Source organism: Algihabitans sp. (genome assembly GCF_965226985.1).
GTDB lineage: Bacteria > Pseudomonadota > Alphaproteobacteria > Kiloniellales > DSM-21159 > Algihabitans.
Map to the genome: position 1 here is coordinate 2,062,635 of NZ_OZ245712.1, position 23,370 is coordinate 2,086,004.

Below are 23,370 nucleotides of genomic sequence, written 5' to 3' on the forward strand. Positions count from 1 at the left end.
CCTACTCCGCCGGCCTGGCCGCCGCGCCGGCGGTCTGCGGCAGCGCGGGCCGGGCGCGCTGGCCGAGCCTGCGCGCCGTCAGGGCCGCGACCGCCGCGCCGGCCAGCAGCAGCAGGTCCATGCCGGCCACCGGCCAGAGGTGCGGTGTGGCGAGTGTGCGCAGCAAATGATCGCCGGTGGTCGCGGCGTTCAGGGTGACCGCCAGCAGGGCCAGGGCCGCGACGGCCCAGCACTGCTCACGCCAGGCCCGACCGGGCCGCAGCCAGGCCTGGGCGAAGGTGGCGAGCCAGACCAGATAGAAGGCCCAGATCTCCAGCCCGGCACGCTCGTAGCCAGCGAAGGTTGCGCCCAGCGGCAAAAGCCGATTGGCCACGAAGAAGGCCAGCGTGGCGATCAGGATGCCGGTCACGGCCCCGACCGTCAGCCCCTCGACGAGGCGCACGCCGGCCAGCCCCTGCGCCGCGTGGCGCTTGCGCCGGCTCTCCAGCCAGAAGAGGTAGCCGGTCGCGATCATCACGCAGCCCGACAGACCCAGCAGGAAGTAGAGCCAGCGCAGCACCCAGTGCTCGAACTGGATGAAGTGCAGGCCGGAGAGAAAGCGCTGAAGGGTCATCACCGGCTTGGCCGTATGGCTGTGCAGAACCGCGCCATCGGCCGCATCGAAGTAGACCGTGTCCAGGTTCATCGTCACCTGGCGGGCAAAGGACCGGCGGATCTCCACGTAGGCCGCCGCGTCGCCCGGATGCCAGACCCGCAGGAAGGAGGGCGCGCCGCCGTCCCAGAGCGCCGAGGCCTGCGCCGCCATGGCGTCGAGCGAGGCACCGTGGCCGGCAGGCCTACCGGCCGCCGTGCGCTGGTAGCCGCCAAAGCTCTCCGCGAAGAAGGTCTCCCGATCGTCGTCGTAGACGGTATCGATGACGGTGGGGAAGTAAATGGTGAAGAAGATGATCAGCCCCGACAGGGTGATGACGAAATGGAAGGGCAGGCCCAGCACGCCGGTCAGGTTGTGCAGATCCAGGCTGGAGCGCGGCAGCTTCTTGTCCGGCCGGAAGGTGAAGAAGTCGGCGAAGATCTTGCGGTGGATGATCACGCCGGAGACCAGCAGCACCAGCATAGCCATGCCGGCAAGCCCCACCAGCCAGTAGCCGAGCTGGTTCCAGCTCAGGTGCAGGCTGTAGTGGAAGGGAAAGATAAAGCCCGTGCCGGCAAGCGTTCCCTGGTCCGGCAAGGCAGCGCCGCTGGCGGGATCGAGCTGGCGGGTGAGGAAGGCCCCCTCGGCATCCAGGTAGCCCAGCCGGAACAGCGGCTCGCGCGCGTCCGGCGACAGCAGGAACCACCAGTCCGCGCCCGCCGGCACGATCTCTTTGGCCCGGCCGGCGACCGCGTCGAAGGAGGCCGGCGCGGCGGGTAGCGCCAAGCGCGTGTCCGGCATCATCCAACGGTCGATCTCGCGGTCGAAGACCGACAGCGTGCCCATCCAGAAGATCGCGAAGAGCAGAGCCCCCAGCACCACCCCCGCCCAGGTGTGCAGCCAGTTCATCGACTCACGGAAGCCCTGGGTCCTGTCAGACTGGCTCATGTCAGGCGGCCGTCCCCACCAGCCACTGCGCGGCGAAGACCAGCGGACCGCCGACGCCCAGGACCACGACCACCCGGAACAGACGCCGTTCCGCAAACGCCCAGATCAGCAGCGCGAGGTAGATGAGAAAGGCCAACATCGCCATCAGCACCACCGCCTCGCTCGGCGGCAGAAACCGCGCCAAGGCTTCCGCCGCCAGAGCCGAAAGACCCGCGGCCAGAAGATAGCCGCCAGCAATGGCCAGAAAGCTGCGGGTCAAAACACAACAGGCCGCAGACGTCAGAATATCTTCGCCAATAGCAACGAGTTTTCGGAGAACCTTATGAACGTAACTCCGCACATTCATCGATGCTGCCGGTCTCGATGCCGCGTTCCGCATGTCAAAAGACCCGCTTGAGAGACAGTAGGAATGTCCGCGGCTCACCTACCGTCAAGAAACCACTGAAAGACGTTCCCAAAAAGTACGCTTCGTCCGTTACATTGTTGACGGCGGCGCGCAGTTCCCACTCGGTATCGTAGAGAGAGAAGTCGTAGGCAGCGCCGAGATCAAGCCTCCACCAACTCGGTATGGTCGCAGTGTTCGCTGCATCGACTTCGGCGCTGCCTGTGTAAACACCCAGTCCCGAGAGAGTTACACCTTCAATCCAGGGGATATCGACCTCGGCACCCAGATTGACAGCCCAATTGGAGACACCAGGTACACTATTGCCATCATTCGTGCCGCCAGCGGTCTCGGTGAGTTCAGCATCGAGATAAGCGACACCGCCCAGCATCCGAAAGCCATCGATCGGCTCTCCAAACAGGTTCAACTCGACACCCTGATTGCGTTGCTCGGCATCGACGCCGAAGCGGTTCGTGGCAGGATCAAGCAATCCTTGCGGTTGCGTGATCCGAAAGGCGGAAAGTGTCACGCCGAAGGTATCGAGATCCCACTTTGCACCGACTTCCACCTGCTCCGTCACGATCGGCGCAAAGGCCTCACCGAAATTGACCGCATTGGCAGGTGCGACGGGACCCGGCGAGAGGCCCTCCACATAATTCGCATAGAGCGAAAGCTCCTCAATAGGCTTGATCAAAAGCGCCGCGGCGGGCGAGACCGCATTGTCATCGAATTCACCCGTAACTTCACCCGTTGCGACGTCGAAATTCTTCGTCTCGATACTCTGAAATCGTGCCCCGAGCGTCAGTTGAACACGATCGTCAAGAATCGACAGTGTGTTAGATAGTGTCGTACCGAACAGATCTTGCTGATTTCCACCTTGCAGATTGGACGGCGCGTCGGGTCGGCCGGGATCGGGAATTGAAACCGGGTCGTAGAGAGACGCGGCATAGGGCGTCGCCACATCGATAGCCGCCAACTGATTGTCCTGATAGAGAGCGCTGCCGACCAAAGCGACCTGATGATTTACAGGTCCGATGTCGAAGTTTGCCCGCAGGCCGGCTTCCCCGCTGAAGGCATCGCTGCGAAACCGATTGAAGGTGGTGGCACTCCCCGAAAGGGTTCCTATGTCATCGAGAATTGTCGGTAAAAGAAACAAGAACCGCGTAAAGTCGGTGTAGGCATAGCCGAACTGAGCAGTGGCCGTCAGTGCATTCGGAAGGATATCATGCTCTGCTGATGCGATAGCGCTAAACGTCTCATTCTCAAAACTATGCCACCGCTGAGAATGATTGATTCTGCCGTTCGGCGCGTCCGGAACTTGAACGCCCGGCGCAAGAATGAAGCCAGCAGTAGCCGGCGCTTCGAGATCGCTGCGCTCGTACATCAAGTCGAGGGTCGCGCGAGTCTGCTCACCTTGCCAATCCAACGCGACTGAGCCAAACCCGAGGAACTCCTTGCTGTCCGCTCCGTCGGTCGCGGTGGTCGTGCCGTCTCGGAGTTCCAGATTGGTCCGTACGCCGAACATCTGGTCGCGACCGAAACGACGACCGACGTCGAGGTGACTCCCGAATTGGAGCTCAGAGAAGTAACTGCCTGTTAGTTCGGTGACCGGCTCCCTTTCCGCTCGCTTCGGAACCAAGTTGACCGTACCCCCGACACGACCGGAGGGACTGATCCCATAGGCGAAGGCATTTGGCCCCTTCAGAAACTCTATCCGTTCGAATGCGGAAACGCTGTCCTTTCGACTTCCCGACGGTAACAGTCCATAGAGACCATTGAGCGCGAAGTCGGAATCTCGAAGCGCAAAGCCACGCGATATATAGAGTGCACCGAAGTCGGTCCGTGGACTCGCAGATCGAATGGACGGATCTGCGACCAGCACTTCCGAAATGCGGCGTGCTTGACGTGCTTGTATGAACTCCTCGGTATAGCTCGTTTGATTGAACGGCGTATCGAAGACACTACGGTTTCCAAGAACACCCAGGCGCGCGCCCTCTCCAACCTGCCCGCCGGCGAAGGCTGGCGGCAGATTACCGATCTGACTGGGGCCGAAGTCGACACCCTCGCCCTCCACCCTGATCGGATCAAGTTCCAGCAAGCCGTCTTCACCGACCCGCGCAACGACGGGCTCCAGGGTCACGGTGGCGCTGTTGGTGAAGCGATGGCGCAGGCCGCTGCCGGCCAGCAGACGCTCCAGTGCCTGCTGCGGGGTGAAGGTCCCCGACACGGCAGGCGCGGTCTTGCCGGCAACCTCCGCGGGATCAACCGCCAGGGTGAGTCCGGCAGCCCGGCTCAGGGCGTTCAGGGAGGCGGCGAGCGGCCCGGCGGGAATGTCGAACGCCTGGACTTCCCCGGTGGCCTGGACGCGCTGTGTCGGCGCCGTGCCACTTGCCGTAACGCCCTGCGCAGGGAAAAGCAGACCCAGGCACGTGGCCGCGGCGACGGTGAAAGCGCAGCGGCCCACGACGCCGGATTGGCGCAGGTAGCGCAGATGGCGTAGGGCAAAGGATAGGGACATCGGAAAGCTCCGTTCGACCATTGGAGGCAGGTTTCGCCTCCATGCCGAACGGGCGACGGAAAACCCGTAAAACTATTTTGCGTCACGCAGGCGCACGCGCACGACCCAGTCCGTCATCCGGTCGAACTCGATCGGCAAAGCCTTTTGCAGGGCGGCGAGAGCCCGGTCGGTATCGTCCAGGCGGAAGACACCAGACACCCTCAGCGCTGCCACGTCATCGTCGAACAGGAGCCAGCCGTGCCGATGCGTCGCGAGCCCCTCAAGCACCGCACCCAACCGCGCATCGTCGGCTTCGATGATCCCCTCGGCCCAGGCATCCGCACGCAGGCCCGTCGCGGGCAAGTAACGGAGTTCGCCGTCGGCGATGCGGATCTGCGTGCCCGAGTCGATGTGCCGCGCATCGCCTGTCGCCGCCGGTGAAGCCGAGACAACGCCGGCGATTACGGAAAGGTCGGTCGCGCCCTCGGTCCTGGTCACGACATAGCGTGTCCCGACCGGCTGCAATCTGCCCTCTGTCGTCGATACGCCGATCGCCGCATTACCGCTTCCCGACTGTACGACGATGGCGCCTTCGTGCAAGCGAACCACGGTTCCCTCTGCGGTGGTTTCGATGTCGAGCGCTGTCCGCGCATTGAGGTAGACACGGCCGCCTCCGGCGATCTCCAGGGTCTGCCGCTCGGCAGGTCCGGTGGCCACCTCAGCCGTCCAGCGGTATCGATAGTCGGAGCCGACCCAGGCCCCGACGAAGAGCAGCGCGATTGCCGAGAGGCCGCCGAGAACGGCGCGACGTTTCCTGCGGCGGCTGCGGCGAACCGCCGCCAGAGTGGCTCTGGCAGGTGCCGCAGCGGCTCTCGCCACGTCGAAGTCGCCGTCGATTTCCTGGAGACGCCGCCACGCCGTCTCATGCGTCGGCGCGCTTCGCAGCCAGGCGTTGAAGGCTTCACGCTGGTCAGGACTGACCGTGCCTGAGCCCAGGACCACGGCCCACTGGATCGCCTCCTCGAAGACGGTATCTGTGATCTTATCGTCCATGGATCTGCCGCAAACGCGACTGCCGCGCCCGAAGTGGTGATCAGTCCGTCAGCAGGTGATAGACGTGGCGCATGGCCGTCGCCATATCCTTCTCGACGGTGCTCAGGGAGACCGAGAGCCTCTCGGCGATCTGGGGGTAAGTCAATCCTTCGAGCCGCGACAGCAGAAAGGTCTCGCGGGTGCGCGGCGCCAGCCCGGACAACAGGGCGTCGATACGCACCAGCGCCTCCACGATCTCGGCCTGCTCCTCCGGCGAGGGCACGGACAGCTCCATCGTCGCCACGGTTTCGAGCCAGGCGCGCTCGATCGCCGCCCTCCGCCACTGGTCCGCAACCAGGCCCTGGGCAATTCTGGCGAGGAACGCGCGCGGCTCGCGAATCTCCGCAACACTGTCCCGCGTCAGCAAGCGGACGAACACGTCCTGGGCGATGTCAGAGGCAAGGTGCACGCAACCGGTCCGCCTGGACAGAAACCGGCGCAGCCAGCCGTGGTGTTCGATGTAGATGGCGTTGATTGTGGAGGTCACGGAGGATCGAGGTCGCTTCTAGGCGGCATAGCCCCAAAGCGTTTGCGTCGGGGACAAGCACTTGAAAGCGGAATGCTAGCGCTACTGATAATCATTCGCAATTCTATTCTTCATCGACCTGCCCGGCTGCTTCTTCGCCAGGGTGCCAGTCGAGCCCTCAAAGACCGCGATCTGACCGCTGCGGACCGTCGGACTGCCGTCTGGAACAGGGTGTGCCGCTCACGACAGTCGCGAACCTCTCAACCCATTCGAGGAACCGCAGCGCCAGCGATCCCGCGTGAGTTTGGGACGCTGTCTGAACAAAAGCGCGCCGCCAAGGCCGGCTAGTGTGATCATAGCCGCGCTGGATTGCTTGGCGGCACCTTGGCGGTTCTTGGCCCTTCTGTTTCTCTTGTGTTGCAGCGCGCGCTTCTCCCAACAGCCGCAATGACGGCCAGCGGGCGCAGCCATTTAGGCCTCCAGGTCAGTGTGAAGGCGACGGCGAGTGCGGCGAGGGTGATAGCGGTGGCCCAGAGCAGAGCACCGAAGCTGGGGCCGTCGCGCAGCAGGGCAAGGCCGAGCGAGAGGGTCAGCGCGAGGCCGCCCAGCGTGCGCAGGGCCAACAGCCGGAGGCCCGTCGGCGGCAGTGTCTGCGCGACCCGCTGCCACGGCCGCGCCTGGCCCAGCGCCAGAAGGGCAAAGCCCAGGTAAGCGGCCAGGGCCGTCGCGATCAGCAGGGCGCTCTGCAAGGAGCCCTACTCCGCCGGCCTGGCCGCCGCGCCGGCGGTCTGCGGCAGCAGGGGCCGGGCACGCCGGCCAAGCCTCTGCGCCGTCAGGGCCGCGATCGCCGCGCTGACGAGCAGCAGCAGGTCCATGCCGGCCACCGGCCAGAGGTGCGGTACGGCCAGCGTGCGCAGCAGATGATCGCCGGTGGTCGCGGCGTTCAGGGTGACCGCCAGCAGGGCCAGGCCCGCGACCGCCCAGCACTGCTCCCGCCAGGCCCGGCCGGGCCGCATCCAGGCATGGGCGAAGGTGGCGAGCCAGATCAGATAGAAGGCCCAGATCTCCAGCCCGGCACGCTCGTAGCCGGCGAAGCTCGCGCCCGGCGGCAGCAGGCGGTTGGCGACGAAGAAGGCGAGCGTGGCGATCAGGATCCCCGTGACCGCCCCGACCGTCAGCCCCTCGACGACCCGCACGCCGGCCAAGCCCTGCCCCGCGTGGCGCTTGCGCCGGCTCTCCAGCCAGAAGAGGTAGCCGGTCGCGATCATCACGCAGCCCGACAGACCCAGCAGGAAGTAGAGCCAGCGCAGCACCCAGTGCTCGAACTGGATGAAGTGCAGGCCGGAGAGGAAGCGCTGAAGGGTCATCACCGGCTTGGCCGTATGGCTGTGCAGAACCGCGCCGTCGGCCGCATCGAAGTAGAGCGTATCGACGTTCATCGTCACCTGGCGGGCGAAGGACCGGCGGACCTCCACGTAGGCCGCCGCATCGCCCGGATGCCAGACCCGCAGGAAGGAGGGCACGCCCCCCTCCCAGAGCGCCGAGGCCTGCGCCGCCATGGCATCGAGCGAGGCACTGCCGCCGGCAGGCCTACCGGCCGCCGTGCGCTGGTAGCCGCCAAAGCTCTCCGCGAAGAAGGTCTCCCGATCGTCGTCGTAGACGGTATCCATGACAGTGGGGAAGTAGATCGTGAAGAAGATGATCAGCCCCGACAGGGTGATGGCGAAATGGAAGGGCAGCCCCAGCACGCCGGTCAGGTTGTGCAGGTCCAGGCTGGAGCGCGGCAGCTTTTTGTCCGGCCGGAAGGTGAAGAAGTCGGCGAAGATCTTGCGGTGGATGACCACGCCGGAGACCAGCAGCACCAGCATGGCCATGCCGGCCAGCCCCACCAGCCAGTAGCCGAGTTGGTTCCAGCTCAGGTGCAGGCTGTAGTGGAAGGGGAAGATGAAGCCGGTCCCCGCGAGTGTGCCCGGGTCCGGCAGAACCGCACCGCTGGCGGGATCGAGCTGGCGGGTGAGGAAGGCCCCCTCGGCATCCAGGTAGCCCAGCCGGAACAGCGGCTCGCGCTCGCTCGGCGACAGCAGGAACCACCAGTCCGCACCCGCCGGCACGATCTCCCCGGCCCGGGCGGCCACCGCGTCGAAGGACGCCGGCGCGGCGGGCAGCGCCAGGCGCGTGTCCGGCATCATCCAGCGGTCGATCTCGCGGTCGAAGACCGACAGGGTGCCCATCCAGAAGATCGCGAAGAGCAGAGCCCCCAGCACCACCCCCGCCCAGGTGTGCAGCCAGTTCATCGACTCGCGGAAACCCCGGGTCCTGTCAGACTGGCTCATGTCAGGCGGCCGTCCCGACCAGCCACTGTCCGGCAAAGGCCAGCGGACCGCCGACGCCCAGGACCAACAGCACCCGCAGCAGACGCCGCTCCGCGAAAGCCCAGATCAGCAGCGCGAGGTAGATGAGAAAGGCCAACATCGCCATCAGCACCACCGCCTCGCTCGGCGGCAGGACCCGCGCCAAAGCCTCCGCCGCTAGCGCCGAAACGCCGGCGGCCAGAAGATAGCTGCCGAGAACGCCAGCTACGACGCGCAGCAGGATCGGGAGTGCGCGCTGCCAGAACGCACCGACGTCTATCTGTGCTGTGGCCATCCAGGCCAGACCCATCTTGCGTCTCCAAACCAAACCCTTCGACCTCGCCACAAAAAGCCGGGGGCGTTGCATCAAGTGGCGAGTCAGAAGTCTGCGCTGACTGACGCCAGGAACGTTCTCGGGAGGCCAAGCACCAGTCCCCCAAAAGGCCTTCCGTTGAAATAGGTTTCGTCGAACAGGTTCTCGACACCGAACCGCGCCGTGTATCTGTCGAAGCTGTAGCGTGCCCCAAGGTCGACCGTAGTCCAGGCCGGAATCTCGACGTCGTTTCCAAGGGCCACCTTGGCCTCGCCCTGATGCCTGACCCCGCCGGTCAGGGTCAGGCCGTGGAGCTTAGGAACGTCGTACTCGAGACCGAGCGCCAGCACGTAGTCGGGTATGCCCGGCCCGTCCTGCCCGACGTTTTCAGGATTACCGGACTCCGTGATTTCGGAGTCGTAGAAGGTTGCACCGCCCAAGAGACGTAAGTCGCCGACAATCTCACCGAAAGCCGTAACCTCCAATCCTCGAATGCGATTTTCGCCGACCTCGCCGAAGATATTGGTGTTCTGGTCGACGCCGCTCGTGGTGTCCCGGATCTGGAACAGCGCGGCATCGACGCCGATCGTCCCGATATTGAACTTGGCGCCGACTTCGATGGAGTCCGAGACGATCGGTCCGAGCTGTTCGCCTGGGTTGGCCGCCGTCAGAGGCGCGGTGCCACCACTGCTCAGTCCCTCCAGATAATTGGCATAAACGGAGAGACCGTCATTTACCCGGAAAAGAACGCCGACGCCGGGAGAGTATCGACTGCCCTCGGATAGAGAGGTCCGGTCGCCCGTAATGGCGCTGAAATTTTCGATCTTTATGTCCTGGTATCGAACACCCGCAGTGACTTGAAGCCGATCATTGAAGAAACCAAACGTATCGGCGAGTGTTATACCGAATAGCTCAACTTCGAGCGTCGGCCCGACGGCCTTGTCGACCTGGATGTCCGGATCGGGAACGACGATTGGATCGAAGATGTTGTTCTGGAACGCCTGAGCTGGATCGAATCCAGCGAGAGCGAACCTTTCTTCGAAGACCCCGTAATTCACAGCCGCCACCATAGTGTGGCTCACTGGGCCGGTGGTGAATCTCGAGCGAAGGCCGCCTTCGAGATTGCCGTTCAGATTGCCATCATCTCGGAAGCTAATGACATTTGTCGTGAAATCCCCGTTCGGTTGAAGGCTGCTCGCGACTCCCGTCGAGCTGGACCGGTTATGGATAGCGCCGCTGGCCACGGCAAAAGCGGTCGTTTCGCTCAAGAGATCGTATTCGACGCGCAGGGCGCCGAGCAGCGTATCTTGATCCAAGAAAGCCCAGGGCTGATTGTTGTTCGTATCCGCATCGAAGTTCGTCGGGATCGTCGGACCGGCCACACTGGAAAACTCCCGCGTTGGCCCGTCTTGCTCAACTTCGTTGTATCGCAGATCCAAAACGGCGCGGAGCGCATCCTTATTGTAGTCCAGAGCGAGCGCGACCCCGCGTTGGCGCCGCTCGTTGAAATCGGCTTGAGTGTCGCCGCCTAAGTACTCTCCGCCGAGGCGTAGGCCCAACTCGTTTTCCTTGCCAAAGCGACGACCGAAGTCGAACTGCCCATAACCGATAGCGTCAGACTGGTAGCCAGCCGTCACCGAGGTGACATCTTCTGTGGTCGCGCGCTTTGGAACGAAGTTAACGACGCCTCCCGCCACCGAAAGAAACGGAGACGATAAACCTGAGAAAAGGGCCGTCGGACCTCTCAGAGATTCAATTCGTTCGATGCCAACAAGCGAGGGCTGCGTGTCAGAGAAAAGGTTCGTGATCCCATCGAACCCGATTGCGCTACTAGATACCTCAACACCGCGGGACTGGATAAACGTCACGCCCTGGTTCGGTGAGGTGTAAGATTGAAGCGAAGGAAGGCTCTGGATGACCTGATAACTGTCGGTCGCCTGCTGGTTCTGGATGAGATCTGCAGTTACGCTGGTCGTACTCAGCGGCGTTTCCAACCTGTCGCGATTGCCCAGCAGACCGAGTTGCTGCCCCGTCGCCACCTGTCCGCCGGGAAAGGCCGGCGGCGGCGAGCCGATGGTTCCGGTCGCCGGCGGAGCCAGCGGGTCCAGTTCGCCCTCGACCATCACAGGTCCCAATCGCAGTGTCCCGTCATTCTGCCGCGCAACGACTGGCTCCAACGTCACGGTGTCATCTCCGGAGAACCGAAAGGTGACGCCCGTGTCCAGCAGCAGGCGCCGCAAGGCCTCCTCCGGCAGATAGCGGCCCTGCAGTCCCGGCGCCTGAAGCCCGGCAAGCAAACCGCTGTCGGCCGCGACCTGAAGGCCGGATTGCCGGCCGAAGAGTCTCAGCGCGGAGGCAAGCGCTTGCGGCGGGATATCGAAGTCGCGTTGTTCCGCAGCCTGCGCTTCCTGCGTCGCCCGGGCGAGCTGTCGATGGAACCCCTCGAGTTCGGTCTGGGTCGGCGCGCCGCGCTCCAGCGCCCGCAGGCGATCCTGCCAATCTCCGGCCACCGCAGGGTCCAAGGCGCCCGAAGCGCAGAGCCCCACGGCGGCGACCGTCGCAAGCAAGGCACGCCACCACGGAGAGGCACCGGACGCCCCACCGACGCTCTTGCGTTCCAGGCCGTCTGCCCCTGTTCCTGCCGCCCCCATGACCGTCCCCCTCCGAAGCGATACAGCGCGACTGCGACCCAGTCGCACTCGCATCTTCGGGCTTAGGACGAATGGCGCCGCGGAAGTTTAAGGGCATGGCGTCAACTTTTTTCCGGGCGATGGCTTCGAAAGCCTCAAGCCGCTTGGCCGGAGATCCCACATCTCCCCTGGCCCTGGCTCGCTGCGCCTCCTGCCTGCCCTTGGACATCCAGACGCGCGGCTGGCCATCGGCTTTCCGAAACGACGCATCGGGGCGGCGGCTCGCCTTCGCTTGCCAAAAGAAACCACCAGTCTGCATCGCCCTAGAACTCCGTCGATAGCGAGAGCTTGAAGGTCCTCGGCCGATGCTGGCTTACAAAATTACGACCGATGATCCAGTCGTCGGTATCGGCGACGTTCTCCACTGCCGCGGTCATCGAAACCACGCGGTCGTCGAATTCGAGGTCGAAGGTTGTTCCGAGGTCGAACCGAACGTTTGCATCGACCTCGTAGATCTCACGCGCATCGACGAACGAACTGCCCGTGTAGATCATGCGCCCGAAGGCCGTCGCAAAGTCGGTGACGTCGTACGACGTAAAAAGACTTGCCGACCAGCTCGGGGAGGCCTGAGGACGCAAGCCGTCCTGAAGCCCTCCCGCCGTCTCCAGCTGCTCCGCATCTAGGAAGAGAACGCCGGCGTTGACGCGAAGCGGGTCGATGGGGCGCGCGTCGACGATCACCTCGACACCGCGATACCGGTTCTCTCCATTGTAGTCGTCGACGTTGGTGACGGGATCGAGAAACCGGTTGGGAACCGTGGTTTGAAAAACAGCGAGAGACACATCGAACCGCTCTCCACGGTACTTCGTGCCCACTTCGATCTGCTCGGTTACCGGTGGAGCCAAGGCCGCCGGAAAGTTCGCCGCCAGACTCGTCGCAGAGGACGGCGACCCCAGCCCTTCGATATAGGATGCGTAAACGGACCAGGTTTCATGAATCCTGAGAACGGCGGATGCCGCAGGCGACAGCTCATCCGCCTTTATCGTACCGTTGAAGGACGAAGAGAGATTGTATCTTTGATACCTTGCGCCAAGAGTGACCGTGAGGCGGTCGTCGAAAACACTCAAACGGTCGGAAAAGGAAACGCCCCAAAACCTCTGATCGTTGAAGTCCGTTTCCGAACCAAATCCGGGACTGACGATGTTTGTCGGCACAGGGTCATACAAGTTGGATGGAAAGCTTGCGATTGGCCCCCCGCCAAAGTCGCGTGAACCGTTGAAGTAGTCGCCACGAATGACGAAGGTGTGGTTCACCGGCCCTGTTGTGAAGTCGATGTCCGCGCCCGACTGAAGCGCAAAGTTCTGCGTGTCGGCAAAGTCGAGAAGTGGCTCGGCCGTGCCGTCACCATTGTCGTTTTCTATGAAGAACAGTCCACCTAACTGCTCATCCCTGCCTTTCAAAAAGCCGCCTTTTGCATAGAGATTGACGAAGTCGGCAGGTTGGTACTGGACGCCTCCGATCGCGGTAAAAACCCGGTGTTCGAAGGTGAGATCGTCGTCAAAGACGTTCTCGTTTCTGTCAGGTGGGTCGAGAAGAAACGAGTTTCTTGGAAAGATGATCGGATTTACGCCTGTGAGATCCTGCTCCTGGTAAAGCAAATTCAGATCCGCCTGGACGGTATCTCCGAAGTATCCGATCGATCCTCCTATGACGGTCTCGGAAAAGTCCGTCTCGTCGAATCCGGGTTGTCCGCCTCTGACCGTGGCGAAGCCGCGGATAGCGATGTTTTCGAACATATGGTTGGTGTCGACACTCGTGCCAAACAGCGAAACGGATTCATAGTCGACGCCAGCGCGCGTGAAGCTTACCTCTTGCGCTTTTCTGGGAATATAGTTGACGAGTCCGGCACTGTTGCCGTTGACCGGAGCTCCGTTGAGAAGGCTGCTGGGCCCCTTGAACAGCTCCACGCGGTCATAGGCTGCCGTGCTATTTCTTCGTACCGGCACCATCCCCGGAAGCCCATCGACGAGCGACTCGCTTGTGAAGAGATTTTGACCGCGGATGATGTAGTTCTCGCCTATCGCGAAACTCGTTACGGTCGGTCTGACCGAAGGGTCCAGTTCAAGTACGTCAATGACTGACTTCGGCTGAACCAGTTCGATCTGCTCTTCGCTGAAGCTTTGGACGCTGTAGGGGATGTCGAGCTGATTCTGCTCGCCGAAGATACCGACCTGGGCCGTTCTGTCTCTCAATCCCGTGACGGAGAGCGTATCGAGAACCAGCGGCCCCTCGTCGCTTCGACCTTCCGCGCCTGCCACGATCACGACGCCGTCGGCCCCGAGATCCTCTACCGCCAGCCCGGTACCCTGAAGAAGCTGCGACAGCGCCTGGAGAGGCGTCAGCTCGCCCGAGACGGCGGCGCCACTTTGACCGTCGATGAGCACGGACGGCGCCGTGACCTGCAAGCCCGTCTCTTCCGACAGTTCCGTCAGCGCAGCGGCGAGCGGCTGCGCCGGAATGTCGATAAGGCGTGCCGCCTCCTGACCGAAACCGGGACTCGGCATCGCGGTCATCGCCATGGCCATCGCCAGGACAGCGCACAGGCTGATGGTGGTCTTCATGATCCGGGTCCTCGTTGCCGTTCCGGCGCGTCGTCGCGCGCTTTCCAGTCAACAACGACGCAGGACCCCGTTCGTTAAGGGGCGTCGCGAAAGAATCTTCTTTCGGGGCAATCAGTCTTTCGGCGTAATCAGGATGAGAAGCGGAGAGCCGTCGATCACGGTCGCGTCCGCCGGCGCCGCCGCCGAGCGGAGCGCGGACATCGGGTCGCTCAGGTCGTAGCTCCCGACGATGCGCGTATCGCCCAGCCCCTCGTCCAGGAAGACGATGCGGCCGGCAACGCGCCGGTCCAGAAGCTGGGTCACCTCCCGCAGTTGGGCGCCATCGACGGCAAGGCGGTCGCGGCGCCAGGACGCGACATCGCGCGGGCGGACTGGAACGACGGTCACGTTTCCGCCAACGCTCCTCAGCCGTTCGCCGGCCGAGACCCGCCAGGAAGCGCCCTCGGTTTCGACCTGCACCCTGCCCTCCGCGACGGAGACCGCGACCCCCTTCACGCCTTCCGACACTTCGAAGGCGGTCCCCAGCGCACGGGCGGTGATCGCGCCCGCCGTCACCTCGAACGGGCGGCTGTCCGATGCGACTTCGAAGAAGGCCGTCCCTGCGAGCAACTCCACACGGCGGCGCCTGTCGTCGATCCGCTCGGCAAGCGCGCTGCCGGCATCGAGATACGCGACATCGCCCGACGACAGCTCGACCGTCTCCGGCCTCTTACCCGTGGCATGGTCGGCGCCCCACCGCAGCGCGGCCTCGGGATAGAGGAAGACGCCGACGAAGACGGCAGCTGTGGCCGCGACGGCGGCTGCGGCCAGCCGCTTCGGCGTCCGTCGGCGTTGCGGCGGCGACGAGGCCGACCAGGCGCGTGTCACGACGTCGTAGGCCGAGCGAGCCTCCGGTCCCCGGGCCAGAAACGCCTGCTTACGCGCGAGGGCGTCCGGGTCACCGGGCGCCTCGCGGATGCGCAGGAAGATCGCTGCGGCCTCTTCGATCAGCTCTTGTCGATTGGGACTTGGCGACGCCAAAACCGCCTCCGAACAGAAAACACCCGATGCGCATTCAGGCCTCCGCGGCCTTCTTCGCACAGTTTCAGCGATCGAGGTGCAGCGCTATGCGGCTGAGCGCCTGGTGCACCAACTGATGGGCCCTGGGCGCCGATATGCCCAGTTGGCGGCCGATCTCCGCATAGGTCATCCCCTCGATGCGGCTCATCAGGAAGGCACGCCGGGTACGGTCCGGCAAGGCGTCTATCGCATCCCGCGCCAGCGAGAGCTCCTCGCGGTTGATGGCCACCGTCTCCACGTCGGGCGCGACCCTGTCGAGACGGATATCCTCGAAGGCCCGGCGCTCCCGACGCCGACGTCTCAGCCAGTCGTAGACGAGGTTTCTGACGATGCGCGGCAGCACCGACGGCGCGTCTTCATCCGTATAACCGGTCCGCTGAAGACGCAGCCAACTCTCTTGAACGATATCCTCCGCAACCGACCGGCAGCCCGTCATGCCCTGCGCCAGACGCTCCAGGTCGCCGCGCTGCGAGGCGAAGCGATCCGCTCGAAGGTCCCGAAGCTTCGGTGGTCGCACCATCCCGCCCGTTCAAGACTAGGTCGAATCCGGCGGGCGGCGGCTAGCGGGAGTTACGACGCTGTTGTTCAATCGATTTGTCTCAACATGAGTAGTCGGTTTCGACAGGTCGGGCAAACGCTAATCGACGCCGGGATTTCGCCACGCCGGCTCGCGCGCTGCAATTCTGTTCTAGCGGGTCGTGACGATCACTAGGTAAGGCGTAACGACCGTAACCTCCGCGTCCTGCGTCTCGGCGGCGGCCGTCAGTGCGCCAACCGGATCCTGCAGGTTGAACACGCCCGTGACCCGCCGAGACGCAAGCTCCGCGTCTCTGAGCCAGATGACGCCGCGATGATAGCGGTCCAGGGCCTCGACCAGATCGGCCAGAAGCATGCCGTCCACCGAGAGCCGGCCACTCCGCCAGGAGGCCACCTCGTCCGGATCCACCCGGCTCATCGCGACATCGCCGCTCTCCCGCGTCAGGCTCAGGCGGTCGCCGCGCGCTAGCCGGGCTGGCTCGCCGTCAGGAGCGTTCAATGCCACCTCCACGGTTCCCGACTGCACCGCGACGGACGTCTCGGCGGCGCCTCGGCCAACGGCGAAGCTAGTTCCCGTCACGGTCACGGACAGGCCGTCGGCCGGCACTGTGAAGGGCCGTTCGGGGGCGCTCGCCACCTCGAAGAAAGCCTGGCCCGACAGCAGTCTCACGCTCCGCCCCGCCGGGCCATAGTCGACCGCGACCGCAGTCTCGGCATCGAGATACACCGCGCTGCCGTCGTTCAGGACGATCCTGCGCGTCTCGCCGACGCCGGTGGTGTAGTCGGCCTCGATGGACAGACGCAGCGGCTCCAGCGCGAAGACCGCCAGACAGGCTGCCACGGCAGCCCCCGTCGCAGCGAGCGCGACGCGGCGCAGAGGCGAGACGGGTCGGCGTCCCGATGCTGGGGGACGAAGGCTAGAGTCGGGCGACGGTTTGGACGGCCGCGCTCTCAACGTTCGTTCGGCATAGTCGGGCGACAGGTTCCCGGCGAGTCTCCAGGCCCGCGTGACGCTCCGCCAGGCCGTCTCATGCGCAGGGTCTTCCTGCCGCCAGGCAAGCGCGGCCGCACGCAGAGCGGAATCGTCCGGCGCGGCCTCGATCACGAGCAGCCAATCTAGGGCCGCTTCGCGGATCGGGTCCTGTTCGGCGTCGCGGCCGGTCATGGCTGACTTCGCATCCGATTGAGAAAACCCAAGGCGGCGTTTGTCGCATAGGGCGTCATACTTGATAAGACGTTTGACCACCCGGCAATTTCAGCGGTCGCCGCGCGCCGGCTTGCGGGGCAGCGAGGGAGCATCACGATCCTCGTCGTCCAGCCTGAGCGAGGCGTGACGCAGCGCATCCTTCACGAGCTGATGCGCGCGGACGACGGAAACGCCGAGACGGTCGGCCACATCCTGAAGGCTCCGGCCCTCGATCCGGTGCATGTCGAAGGCAATGCGCGTCCGCTCGGGCAGTTCCGTGAGGGCTTCGGCGAGCAGACGCAGCCGGTCGCGGTCCAGCGTCGTCTGTTCCGGTGTCGCCGTGGCAGTGGGCAGACGTGCGAGCGCCGCCTCGTCCGCCGCCTCGCCGGAAACCGCGGAGCGGCGCAGCCCGTCGAGCGCCAGGTTGCGGACAATGCGGTAGAGGTAAGAGACAGGGTGGGCGATGGCCTGTCCCGAATCCGACGTCCCATCCGACGTCCCATCCGCCATCCCGACCGCCTGCTGAGCGCTGTAGCGGAGGAAGGCGTCCTGGACCACGTCCTCGGCCCTTGCGCGGCAGCCCACGATGGGGACGGCGTAGTCCACGAGTGCGGAGCGGTGGGTAAGGTAGATTTCGAGCACCCAGGGATCGGGCTTCACGCTGCGGCCTTTCCAGCGGTCCGCCTCTCGACGGGTCGGACGGGATCGTCGTCGGATAAAACCGAAGGCGGGACTGTAACCATGTTGCGATTCATTCTCAACGTCTGGGTGACCGCACTCCTCCGCCGCGCCGGCATCAGCCGAAGCGCGCCAGACGGCGAGCCCCCTCCCGGGCGACCGGCACTACATCCTTGCTCATGGGCAGCACAGCGGGATCGAGCGCCGCGATCTCGAACCACTCGGCCTCCAGCGCGTCATCGGCTGCGCGGGGTTCGCCCCCGATGTAGCGGCAGAGGACCGGCACCAGAACGAAGTGATGGGTCAGGCGCCCCTCGCCGCTCTGTCCGATGATGTCGAGCGCGCCGAAGCTCTCCAGGGCCTCGGCCTCGATCCCCGTTTCCTCGCGCAGCTCCCGCTCGGCGGCGGCGGCGAGCGTCTCGCCCAGATCCACCTTGCCTCCGGGAAAGCCCCAGAGACCGGCGTCCGGCGGGTTGCGCCGTTTGATGAGCACGACCGAAGGCCCCCGGACGGCGACGGCAAGCGCGGCGAGAACCGGCCTGTCCGGCGCGCCGGTCACGGCACAAGCCGCAGCCGGTCCCGCGCGATCTCGAACAGCATCACGGCGGTGGCGACCGAGAGGTTGAGGGAGTCCGCGCCCCCGGCCATGGGGATGCGCACCAGACGGTCGCAGGCCGCCGCCGCGACCTCGGTCAGGCCCGCCTGCTCGTTGCCCATGAGCAGCAGGACCGGCGCGGCGTAGGAGACCTCGCGATAGTCGGCCTGACCCGAGAGATGGGTGCCGACCACTAGGCCGGGCCAGCCGGCGCGCCAGGCCAGAAACTGATCCAGGGTCGCCCGCACCAGTGGCACCCGAACGATGGACCCCATGGAGGCGCGCACGGCCTCCGGGCTGTAGGGGTCGCAGGTCTCCCCGATCAGGATCACGCCGTCGGCGGCCACGGCGTCAGCGGTGCGCAGGATCGTGCCGAGGTTGCCGGGGTCGCGCACCGTCTCCAGCGCGATCCAGAGCTTGCCGGGCCGCAGGTTCTCCAGCGCCTGCCAACGCTGGCGCAGGACGCCGACGACCATCTGCGGATTGTCCCGCTTGGTCATCTTCGCCAGCACCGCCTCGGTCACCTCCAGGCAAAGCCCGCCGGCCGCCCCGGTCGCCGCCAGCGCCTCGGCCAGCTTCGGGCGCTGCGCCGCCTCCGCCTGGTAGACCAGCGTTTCCAGGGGCCAGCCGGCCTCCAACGCCTCCGTCACGTGGCGCAGGCCCTCCGCGACGAAGAGCTTCTCCTCCTCCCGCTTCTTGCGCAGCGCCAGTCCCCGGATCCGCTTGATCTCGGGATTGGCGGGGCTGGTGACCAGCCGGGCTTCGATAGCTCTAGTCACGGCTCACCCGCGTGAAGAGAGAGGTGGATAGCAGGCGCCCGCCGCCCTGCTCGCGGAGCGCCAGCTCGCCCGACTGCAAGGCGGCCTCGGGAAAGGTCTCGGCGCAGAGTTCATACAGCGAGAGGAAAGAGGCGCGTACCGCATAGGCGGTCAGAATCAAGAAGGAGCGCTCGGGCGCCAGGATATCCCGACAGAGCTGCAGCATCTCCGGCAGGTTCTCGAAGAGCTGCCAGGTCTCGTTTTTCGGACCGCGTCCGAACTTGGGCGGGTCGACTAGGATGCCGTCGTAGTGCCGCCCGCGCCGGCCCTCGCGCGCCGCGAACTTGAGCGCGTCGTCGCAGATCCAGCGGATCGGCCGCTCCTCCAGCCCGGCCAGAGCCTGGTTTTCCCGCGCGAAGCCGATGGCCTTCTTGGAAGCGTCGACATGGGTCACCTCAGCACCGGCCGCCGCCGCCAGCAGCGAGGCGACGCCGGTGTAGCCGAAGAGGTTGAGCAGGCGCGGCGGCGCGGAGGCTCCTTGCCCCCGCGCGCTGAGACGCTCCAACATCCAGTCCCAATGGGGTGCCTGTTCCGGGAAGAAGCCGACATGGCGGAAGGGCGTGAAACGGCCGTGGAAGGCGACCCCGCCGTAGCCGCTGTTCCAGCTTTCCAACTGCGTATCCTTGAAACGCCAGCGGCCGTCCCCCTCCTCGCTGTCGCCGACGAAGACGGCGTCGGCGGAGGCCCAGTCCTTCTCCGGCAGGCGGCGGGTCCACATGGCCTGCGGTTCCGGCCGGTCGACCCGGTAGCGACCGAAACGCTCCAGCTTGCGACCGGCCCCGCTGTCCAGCAGGGCGTAGCCGTCCCAGCCTTCGGTCACCAGCAGACGAAGAGAGGGCAGACCGGCACCGCCGGTCACGGGCAGGCTCTCGATGCGGGCAGGGTCAGCGGAAATGATCGGATCTCCAGAACGAACGTGGCGACGGCCCTCATCTCTCGCGCAGCCGCCAGGGAAAGTCCACCGCCGGTGCGCGATCCGGCTCGTGGGCCGACTCGTGACCCGCGTCACAGGCCGGCGCGAACCCGCTTCCGTGGACGATGATAGCGCTCTAGTCTGCGGATCATGACTGCCGAGTCTTCCGCTAAAAACGCCGCCGACGCGACCTCCACCGTCGAAACGCCCTCGGGCAAGGGCTCCGATGGAGAGAACTTTCCCGTCGGGTCGATCCTGATCGCACGCCGGCTGCGTCCGCACGTGGCGACCTTCTACGCCTTCGCCCGCGCCGCCGACGACATCGCCGACAACCCGGCCCTGGCGCCGGAGGACAAGCTGCGCCGGCTGGCCGCCTTCGGCACGACCCTGAAGGGCGAGACGCCGCCGGAGGGTAAGGTCGCCAAGGCCGAGCGGCTGCGCCTCAGCCTGGCCGAGACCGACGTGCCGATCCGTCACGGCCTCGACCTGCTGGAGGCCTTCTCGCGCGACGCGGTCAAGCCGCGCACCGCCGATTGGGCCGACCTCATGAGCTACTGCGAGGTCTCGGCCAATCCGGTCGGCCGCTATCTGCTGGATCTGCATGGCGAGGACCGCGACGGCTGGCCGGCGAGCGACGCCCTCTGCTCCGCCCTGCAGGTGCTCAACCACCTGCAGGACTGTGCGAAGGACTACCGTCAGATGGATCGCGTCTACCTGCCGGCCGACTGGCTGGCCGAGGAAGGCGCCTCCCTGGACGACCTGACCGCAACGGCGGCGACACCGGGCCTGCGGCGGGTGCTCAACCGCTGTCTGGAGGCGACGGAGGCCCTGCTGCGCCGCGCGGACGAGCTGGCGCCAAACTTGAAAGACACACGTCTAGCCCTTGAATCTGCAGCCATTACCCGACTGGCCTGGAAGCTTTCCGCGCGTCTCCGGCGGCAGGATCCGGTGGCCCTGCGGGTCGAACTGAGCCGTCCGGCCCTAGCGGGGCAGGCCGCCGTCGGTGCGGCCCGCGAACTGCTGCGTCGGCGTCTGCCCGGCGGTCATCGCCCAACCCCGGCCGGCGAGAGCCGCCACGCGCCATGACACGAGACGCAGCCAGGGTTCACATCGTGGGCGCCGGGTTGGCCGGGCTGGCCGCCGCCGTGCGTCTGAGCGGCGCCGGCGTTCCGGTGACGCTCTACGAGGCCGCGCCCCGCGCCGGCGGCCGCTGCCGCAGTTACCACGACCCCGTGATCGGACGCACGATCGACAACGGCAATCACCTGCTGCTCTCGGCCAACCGCGCGGCCCTCGCCTACCTGGAGGAGATCGGCGCCCGCGACCGTCTGATCGCGCCGACGGAGGGGCCCCTGCCCTTCCTGGACCTGGCCAGCGGGGAGACCTGGCGGCTGGAGCCCAGCCAAGGTCCCATCGCCTGGTGGGTCTTTCAGCCCTCGAAACGCATTCCCGGCACCCGGGCGGTGGACTTTCTGAAAGCGGTGAATCTGCGCCTGGCTGGCGCCGACGGCACCGTGGCCGAGGCCGTCGGACGGGCCGAGCCGGCGGATACCCGCTTCTGGCGCCCCTTGACCGTAGCCGTGCTGAACGCCGCGCCGGAACGTGCCTCCGCGCGGCTGCTCTGGACCGTCCTGGCCGAGACCTTCCTCAAGGGCGCGGCCCACTGCAAGCCGCTGATCGCGCGCGATAGTCTGGACGACAGCCTGGTCGAACCGGCCTTGCGGACCCTCGAGGCCCGAGGCTGTCACCTACGCCATGGCCTGCGCCTGCGTGGGCTGGAGCGGAACGACCAGGGCGTCGCAGCGCTCGACTTCGGCGCGGAGCGCGTCGAGCTGGCGGCAGGCGAGCGGGTCATCCTGGCCACTCCGCCGCCCGTGACAGCGGATCTGTTGCCCGAGGTGCCGCTGCCCCAGGGCAGCGACCCCATCGTCAATGCCCATATCGCCGTGCCCGAAACCGCGAAGCTTCCCGAGGGAGCTGGGATCCTGGGACTTGTGGGCGGCGTCGCGGAGTGGATCTTCCTGCGCCCCGGCCTTGCCTCCGTCACCGTCAGCGCGGCCGACCGCTGGACGGATCGCCCGGCCGAGGAGCTGGCGGCACGGCTCTGGCCCGACGTCGCCAGGGCGCTCGCCCTGCCGCCGGAGCCGCAGCTCCCAATTCGAATCGTGAAGGAAAAGCGGGCGACCTTCAGCCAGACGCCGGCCAACCTACGTCTGCGCCCCAAGCCCTCCGCCGGCCCCGTGAACCTGCTGCTGGCTGGCGACTACACGGACACGGGGTTACCGGCGACCATCGAGGGCGCCGTCACCTCGGGCCAGACGGCGGCCGACCTGATCCTGCAACTTCTGTCGGACCGAGCCGCCGGCTGATGGGTGCTCTACTGACGGGCCTCGCCGCAGGTTCCTTGTCGATCTGGATCGTCCTGCTGCTGTTCCGGGGCGGCTTCTGGCGCGGGCGGGAGCGCTTCGTCTGCCCGCCCGAGGCACAGCGGGAGCGGGCCTGGCCCGCCGTCGCCGTCTGTATTCCGGCGCGCAATGAAGCCGATGTCCTGCCGCAGAGCCTGCGGAGCGTTCTGACCCAGGACTACGCCGGCGCCTTCCAAATCGTTCTCGCCGACGATGCCAGTGACGACGGCACCGGCGATCTGGCCCGCAAACTGGCCGTCGATCTGCAAGCCGAAGACCGCCTGCACGTGATCGCACCGCCGCCGCTGCCCGAGGACTGGACGGGCAAGCTCTGGGCGCTCAACGCGGCCCAGGGAGAGGCCGAACGCCTCCTGCCGGACGCCAAGTATCTCTGGTTCACGGACGCCGACATCCTTCACGATGCGGACAACCTGCGCTGTCTGGTCGCCAAGGCCGAGAACGAGGATCTGGACTTGACCTCACAGATGGTCGAGTTGGCCTGCTGGTCCTTCTGGGACCGGCTGCTGATCCCGGCTTTCGTCTTCTTCTTCGCCAAGCTCTATCCCTTCCGCTGGGTCAACGATCCGACGGCACGCACGGCAGCGGCGGCCGGCGGCTGTCTTCTGCTGCGCCGCGACGCCTTCTCGCGCGCTGGCGGACTGGCGGCCGTGCGCGACCGAATCATCGACGACTGCGCCATCGGCCTGGCGATCAAGCAGCGCGGCCGGCCGGCCGACGCGCTGGGCCGGGCCGGGCGGATCTGGCTGGGCACCAGCGGCCATGCCCGCTCGGCGCGGGCCTACGAAAGCCTTGGCGAAATCTGGCGCATGGTCGCACGCAGCGCCTACACCCAGCTTCTCCATTCGCCCTGGCTGCTGGCCGGAACGCTGATCGGGATGCTGCTGATCTACCTCGTGCCGCCGATCATCGCCCTGACCTGGCCCCTGCATGGCGTGATGCCGGCTGCGCTAGCGGCGCTGGCCGCCTGGCTGGCGATGACGCTGGCCTTGCTGCCGACACTTCGCCAGTATCGCCAACCCCTCTGGCTCGCGCTGCTTCTCCCTTTGGCTGCGGGTCTCTATACCGGGATGACTCTCGACTCCGCCCGGCGGTACTACGGCGGTCGCGGCGGCAGCTGGAAGGGGCGTGTCCAGGCAGCCGTTCCGGGACAAGGCGCAGCGGTGCGCCAAGATCCGACCGATCCCCGTTGAACCGAACGCTCCCTTTCGCCAGATTGCCCGCCTTTAC

20 protein-coding genes are annotated in these 23,370 nt (G+C 65.7%); 3 read left to right on the forward strand and 17 right to left on the reverse strand.

The features are described from left to right. Window position 1: 1 nt before the first annotated feature. From ACO054_RS09565 to ACO054_RS09645, 17 genes are all read right to left on the reverse strand, one after another. A complete protein-coding gene (locus ACO054_RS09565; protein WP_421710206.1) occupies window positions 2-1,579 on the reverse strand; it encodes a PepSY-associated TM helix domain-containing protein in 1,578 nt (525 codons plus the stop codon). A gap of 1 nt (window position 1,580) precedes the next feature. Next, complete coding sequence (locus ACO054_RS09570) at window positions 1,581-1,838, reverse strand: DUF3649 domain-containing protein (RefSeq protein ID WP_421710207.1); 258 nt, start codon at window positions 1,836-1,838, stop codon at window positions 1,581-1,583. Between the two features lie 121 nt (window positions 1,839-1,959). Then, window positions 1,960-4,479, reverse strand: coding sequence for a TonB-dependent siderophore receptor (locus ACO054_RS09575; protein WP_421710208.1), 2,520 nt, complete (start codon window positions 4,477-4,479; stop codon window positions 1,960-1,962). 72 nt (window positions 4,480-4,551) lie between these two features. Further along, window positions 4,552-5,511 carry a DUF4880 domain-containing protein gene (locus ACO054_RS09580; RefSeq protein WP_421710209.1) on the reverse strand — a complete coding sequence of 320 codons (960 nt, stop codon included), beginning with the start codon at window positions 5,509-5,511 and terminating at the stop codon, window positions 4,552-4,554. 40 nt (window positions 5,512-5,551) lie between these two features. Next, window positions 5,552-6,037: a sigma-70 family RNA polymerase sigma factor gene (locus ACO054_RS09585; protein WP_421710210.1), complete on the reverse strand. Its 486-nt coding sequence runs from the start codon at window positions 6,035-6,037 to the stop codon at window positions 5,552-5,554. Between the two features lie 332 nt (window positions 6,038-6,369). Then, window positions 6,370-6,765: a DUF3325 family protein gene (locus ACO054_RS09590; RefSeq protein ID WP_421710211.1), complete on the reverse strand. Its 396-nt coding sequence runs from the start codon at window positions 6,763-6,765 to the stop codon at window positions 6,370-6,372. Between the two features lie 6 nt (window positions 6,766-6,771). Beyond that, window positions 6,772-8,349, reverse strand: a complete 1,578-nt coding sequence (locus ACO054_RS09595; protein WP_421710212.1) for a PepSY-associated TM helix domain-containing protein — start codon at window positions 8,347-8,349, stop codon at window positions 6,772-6,774. Window position 8,350: 1 nt separating this feature from the next. After that, on the reverse strand, window positions 8,351-8,677 hold the full coding sequence (locus ACO054_RS09600; protein ID WP_421710213.1) for a hypothetical protein: 327 nt from the start codon (window positions 8,675-8,677) through the stop codon (window positions 8,351-8,353). 68 nt (window positions 8,678-8,745) lie between these two features. Then, on the reverse strand, window positions 8,746-11,190 hold the full coding sequence (locus ACO054_RS09605) for a TonB-dependent siderophore receptor (protein ID WP_421710214.1): 2,445 nt from the start codon (window positions 11,188-11,190) through the stop codon (window positions 8,746-8,748). Between the two features lie 443 nt (window positions 11,191-11,633). Beyond that, complete coding sequence (locus tag ACO054_RS09610; protein ID WP_421710215.1) at window positions 11,634-13,931, reverse strand: TonB-dependent siderophore receptor; 2,298 nt, start codon at window positions 13,929-13,931, stop codon at window positions 11,634-11,636. Window positions 13,932-14,042: 111 nt separating this feature from the next. Then, complete coding sequence (locus ACO054_RS09615; RefSeq protein WP_421710216.1) at window positions 14,043-14,951, reverse strand: FecR family protein; 909 nt, start codon at window positions 14,949-14,951, stop codon at window positions 14,043-14,045. 64 nt (window positions 14,952-15,015) lie between these two features. Then, window positions 15,016-15,510: an RNA polymerase sigma factor gene (locus ACO054_RS09620; protein WP_421710217.1), complete on the reverse strand. Its 495-nt coding sequence runs from the start codon at window positions 15,508-15,510 to the stop codon at window positions 15,016-15,018. A gap of 168 nt (window positions 15,511-15,678) precedes the next feature. After that, window positions 15,679-16,692 (reverse strand): FecR family protein, encoded by a 1,014-nt coding sequence (locus ACO054_RS09625; protein WP_421710218.1) that lies wholly within the window; start codon window positions 16,690-16,692, stop codon window positions 15,679-15,681. 90 nt (window positions 16,693-16,782) lie between these two features. After that, complete coding sequence (locus tag ACO054_RS09630) at window positions 16,783-17,373, reverse strand: sigma-70 family RNA polymerase sigma factor (RefSeq protein WP_421710219.1); 591 nt, start codon at window positions 17,371-17,373, stop codon at window positions 16,783-16,785. A 136-nt stretch (window positions 17,374-17,509) separates the two neighbouring features. Then, window positions 17,510-17,950 (reverse strand): NUDIX hydrolase, encoded by a 441-nt coding sequence (locus ACO054_RS09635; RefSeq protein ID WP_421710220.1) that lies wholly within the window; start codon window positions 17,948-17,950, stop codon window positions 17,510-17,512. Further along, the gene (locus ACO054_RS09640) at window positions 17,947-18,765 is read right to left on the reverse strand and encodes a TrmH family RNA methyltransferase (RefSeq protein ID WP_421710221.1); all 819 of its coding nucleotides are present in this window, start codon (window positions 18,763-18,765) and stop codon (window positions 17,947-17,949) included. Before ACO054_RS09640 ends, ACO054_RS09635 begins: the two co-directional genes overlap by 4 nt. Then, complete coding sequence (locus tag ACO054_RS09645) at window positions 18,758-19,663, reverse strand: class I SAM-dependent methyltransferase (RefSeq protein ID WP_421710222.1); 906 nt, start codon at window positions 19,661-19,663, stop codon at window positions 18,758-18,760. The genes ACO054_RS09640 and ACO054_RS09645 overlap by 8 nt, the downstream gene beginning before the upstream one ends. A gap of 204 nt (window positions 19,664-19,867) precedes the next feature. Between ACO054_RS09645 and hpnC the strand changes: the two genes are divergently transcribed. The 3 genes from hpnC to ACO054_RS09660 are packed head-to-tail and all read left to right on the forward strand — an operon-like array spanning window position 19,868 to window position 23,333. Beyond that, the gene (hpnC, locus tag ACO054_RS09650) at window positions 19,868-20,803 is read left to right on the forward strand and encodes a squalene synthase HpnC (RefSeq protein WP_421710223.1); all 936 of its coding nucleotides are present in this window, start codon (window positions 19,868-19,870) and stop codon (window positions 20,801-20,803) included. Further along, complete coding sequence (hpnE, locus tag ACO054_RS09655; RefSeq protein WP_421710224.1) at window positions 20,800-22,086, forward strand: hydroxysqualene dehydroxylase HpnE; 1,287 nt, start codon at window positions 20,800-20,802, stop codon at window positions 22,084-22,086. The genes hpnC and hpnE overlap by 4 nt, the downstream gene beginning before the upstream one ends. After that, window positions 22,086-23,333, forward strand: coding sequence for a glycosyltransferase (locus ACO054_RS09660; RefSeq protein WP_421710225.1), 1,248 nt, complete (start codon window positions 22,086-22,088; stop codon window positions 23,331-23,333). The genes hpnE and ACO054_RS09660 overlap by 1 nt, the downstream gene beginning before the upstream one ends. Window positions 23,334-23,370 lie beyond the last annotated feature (37 nt).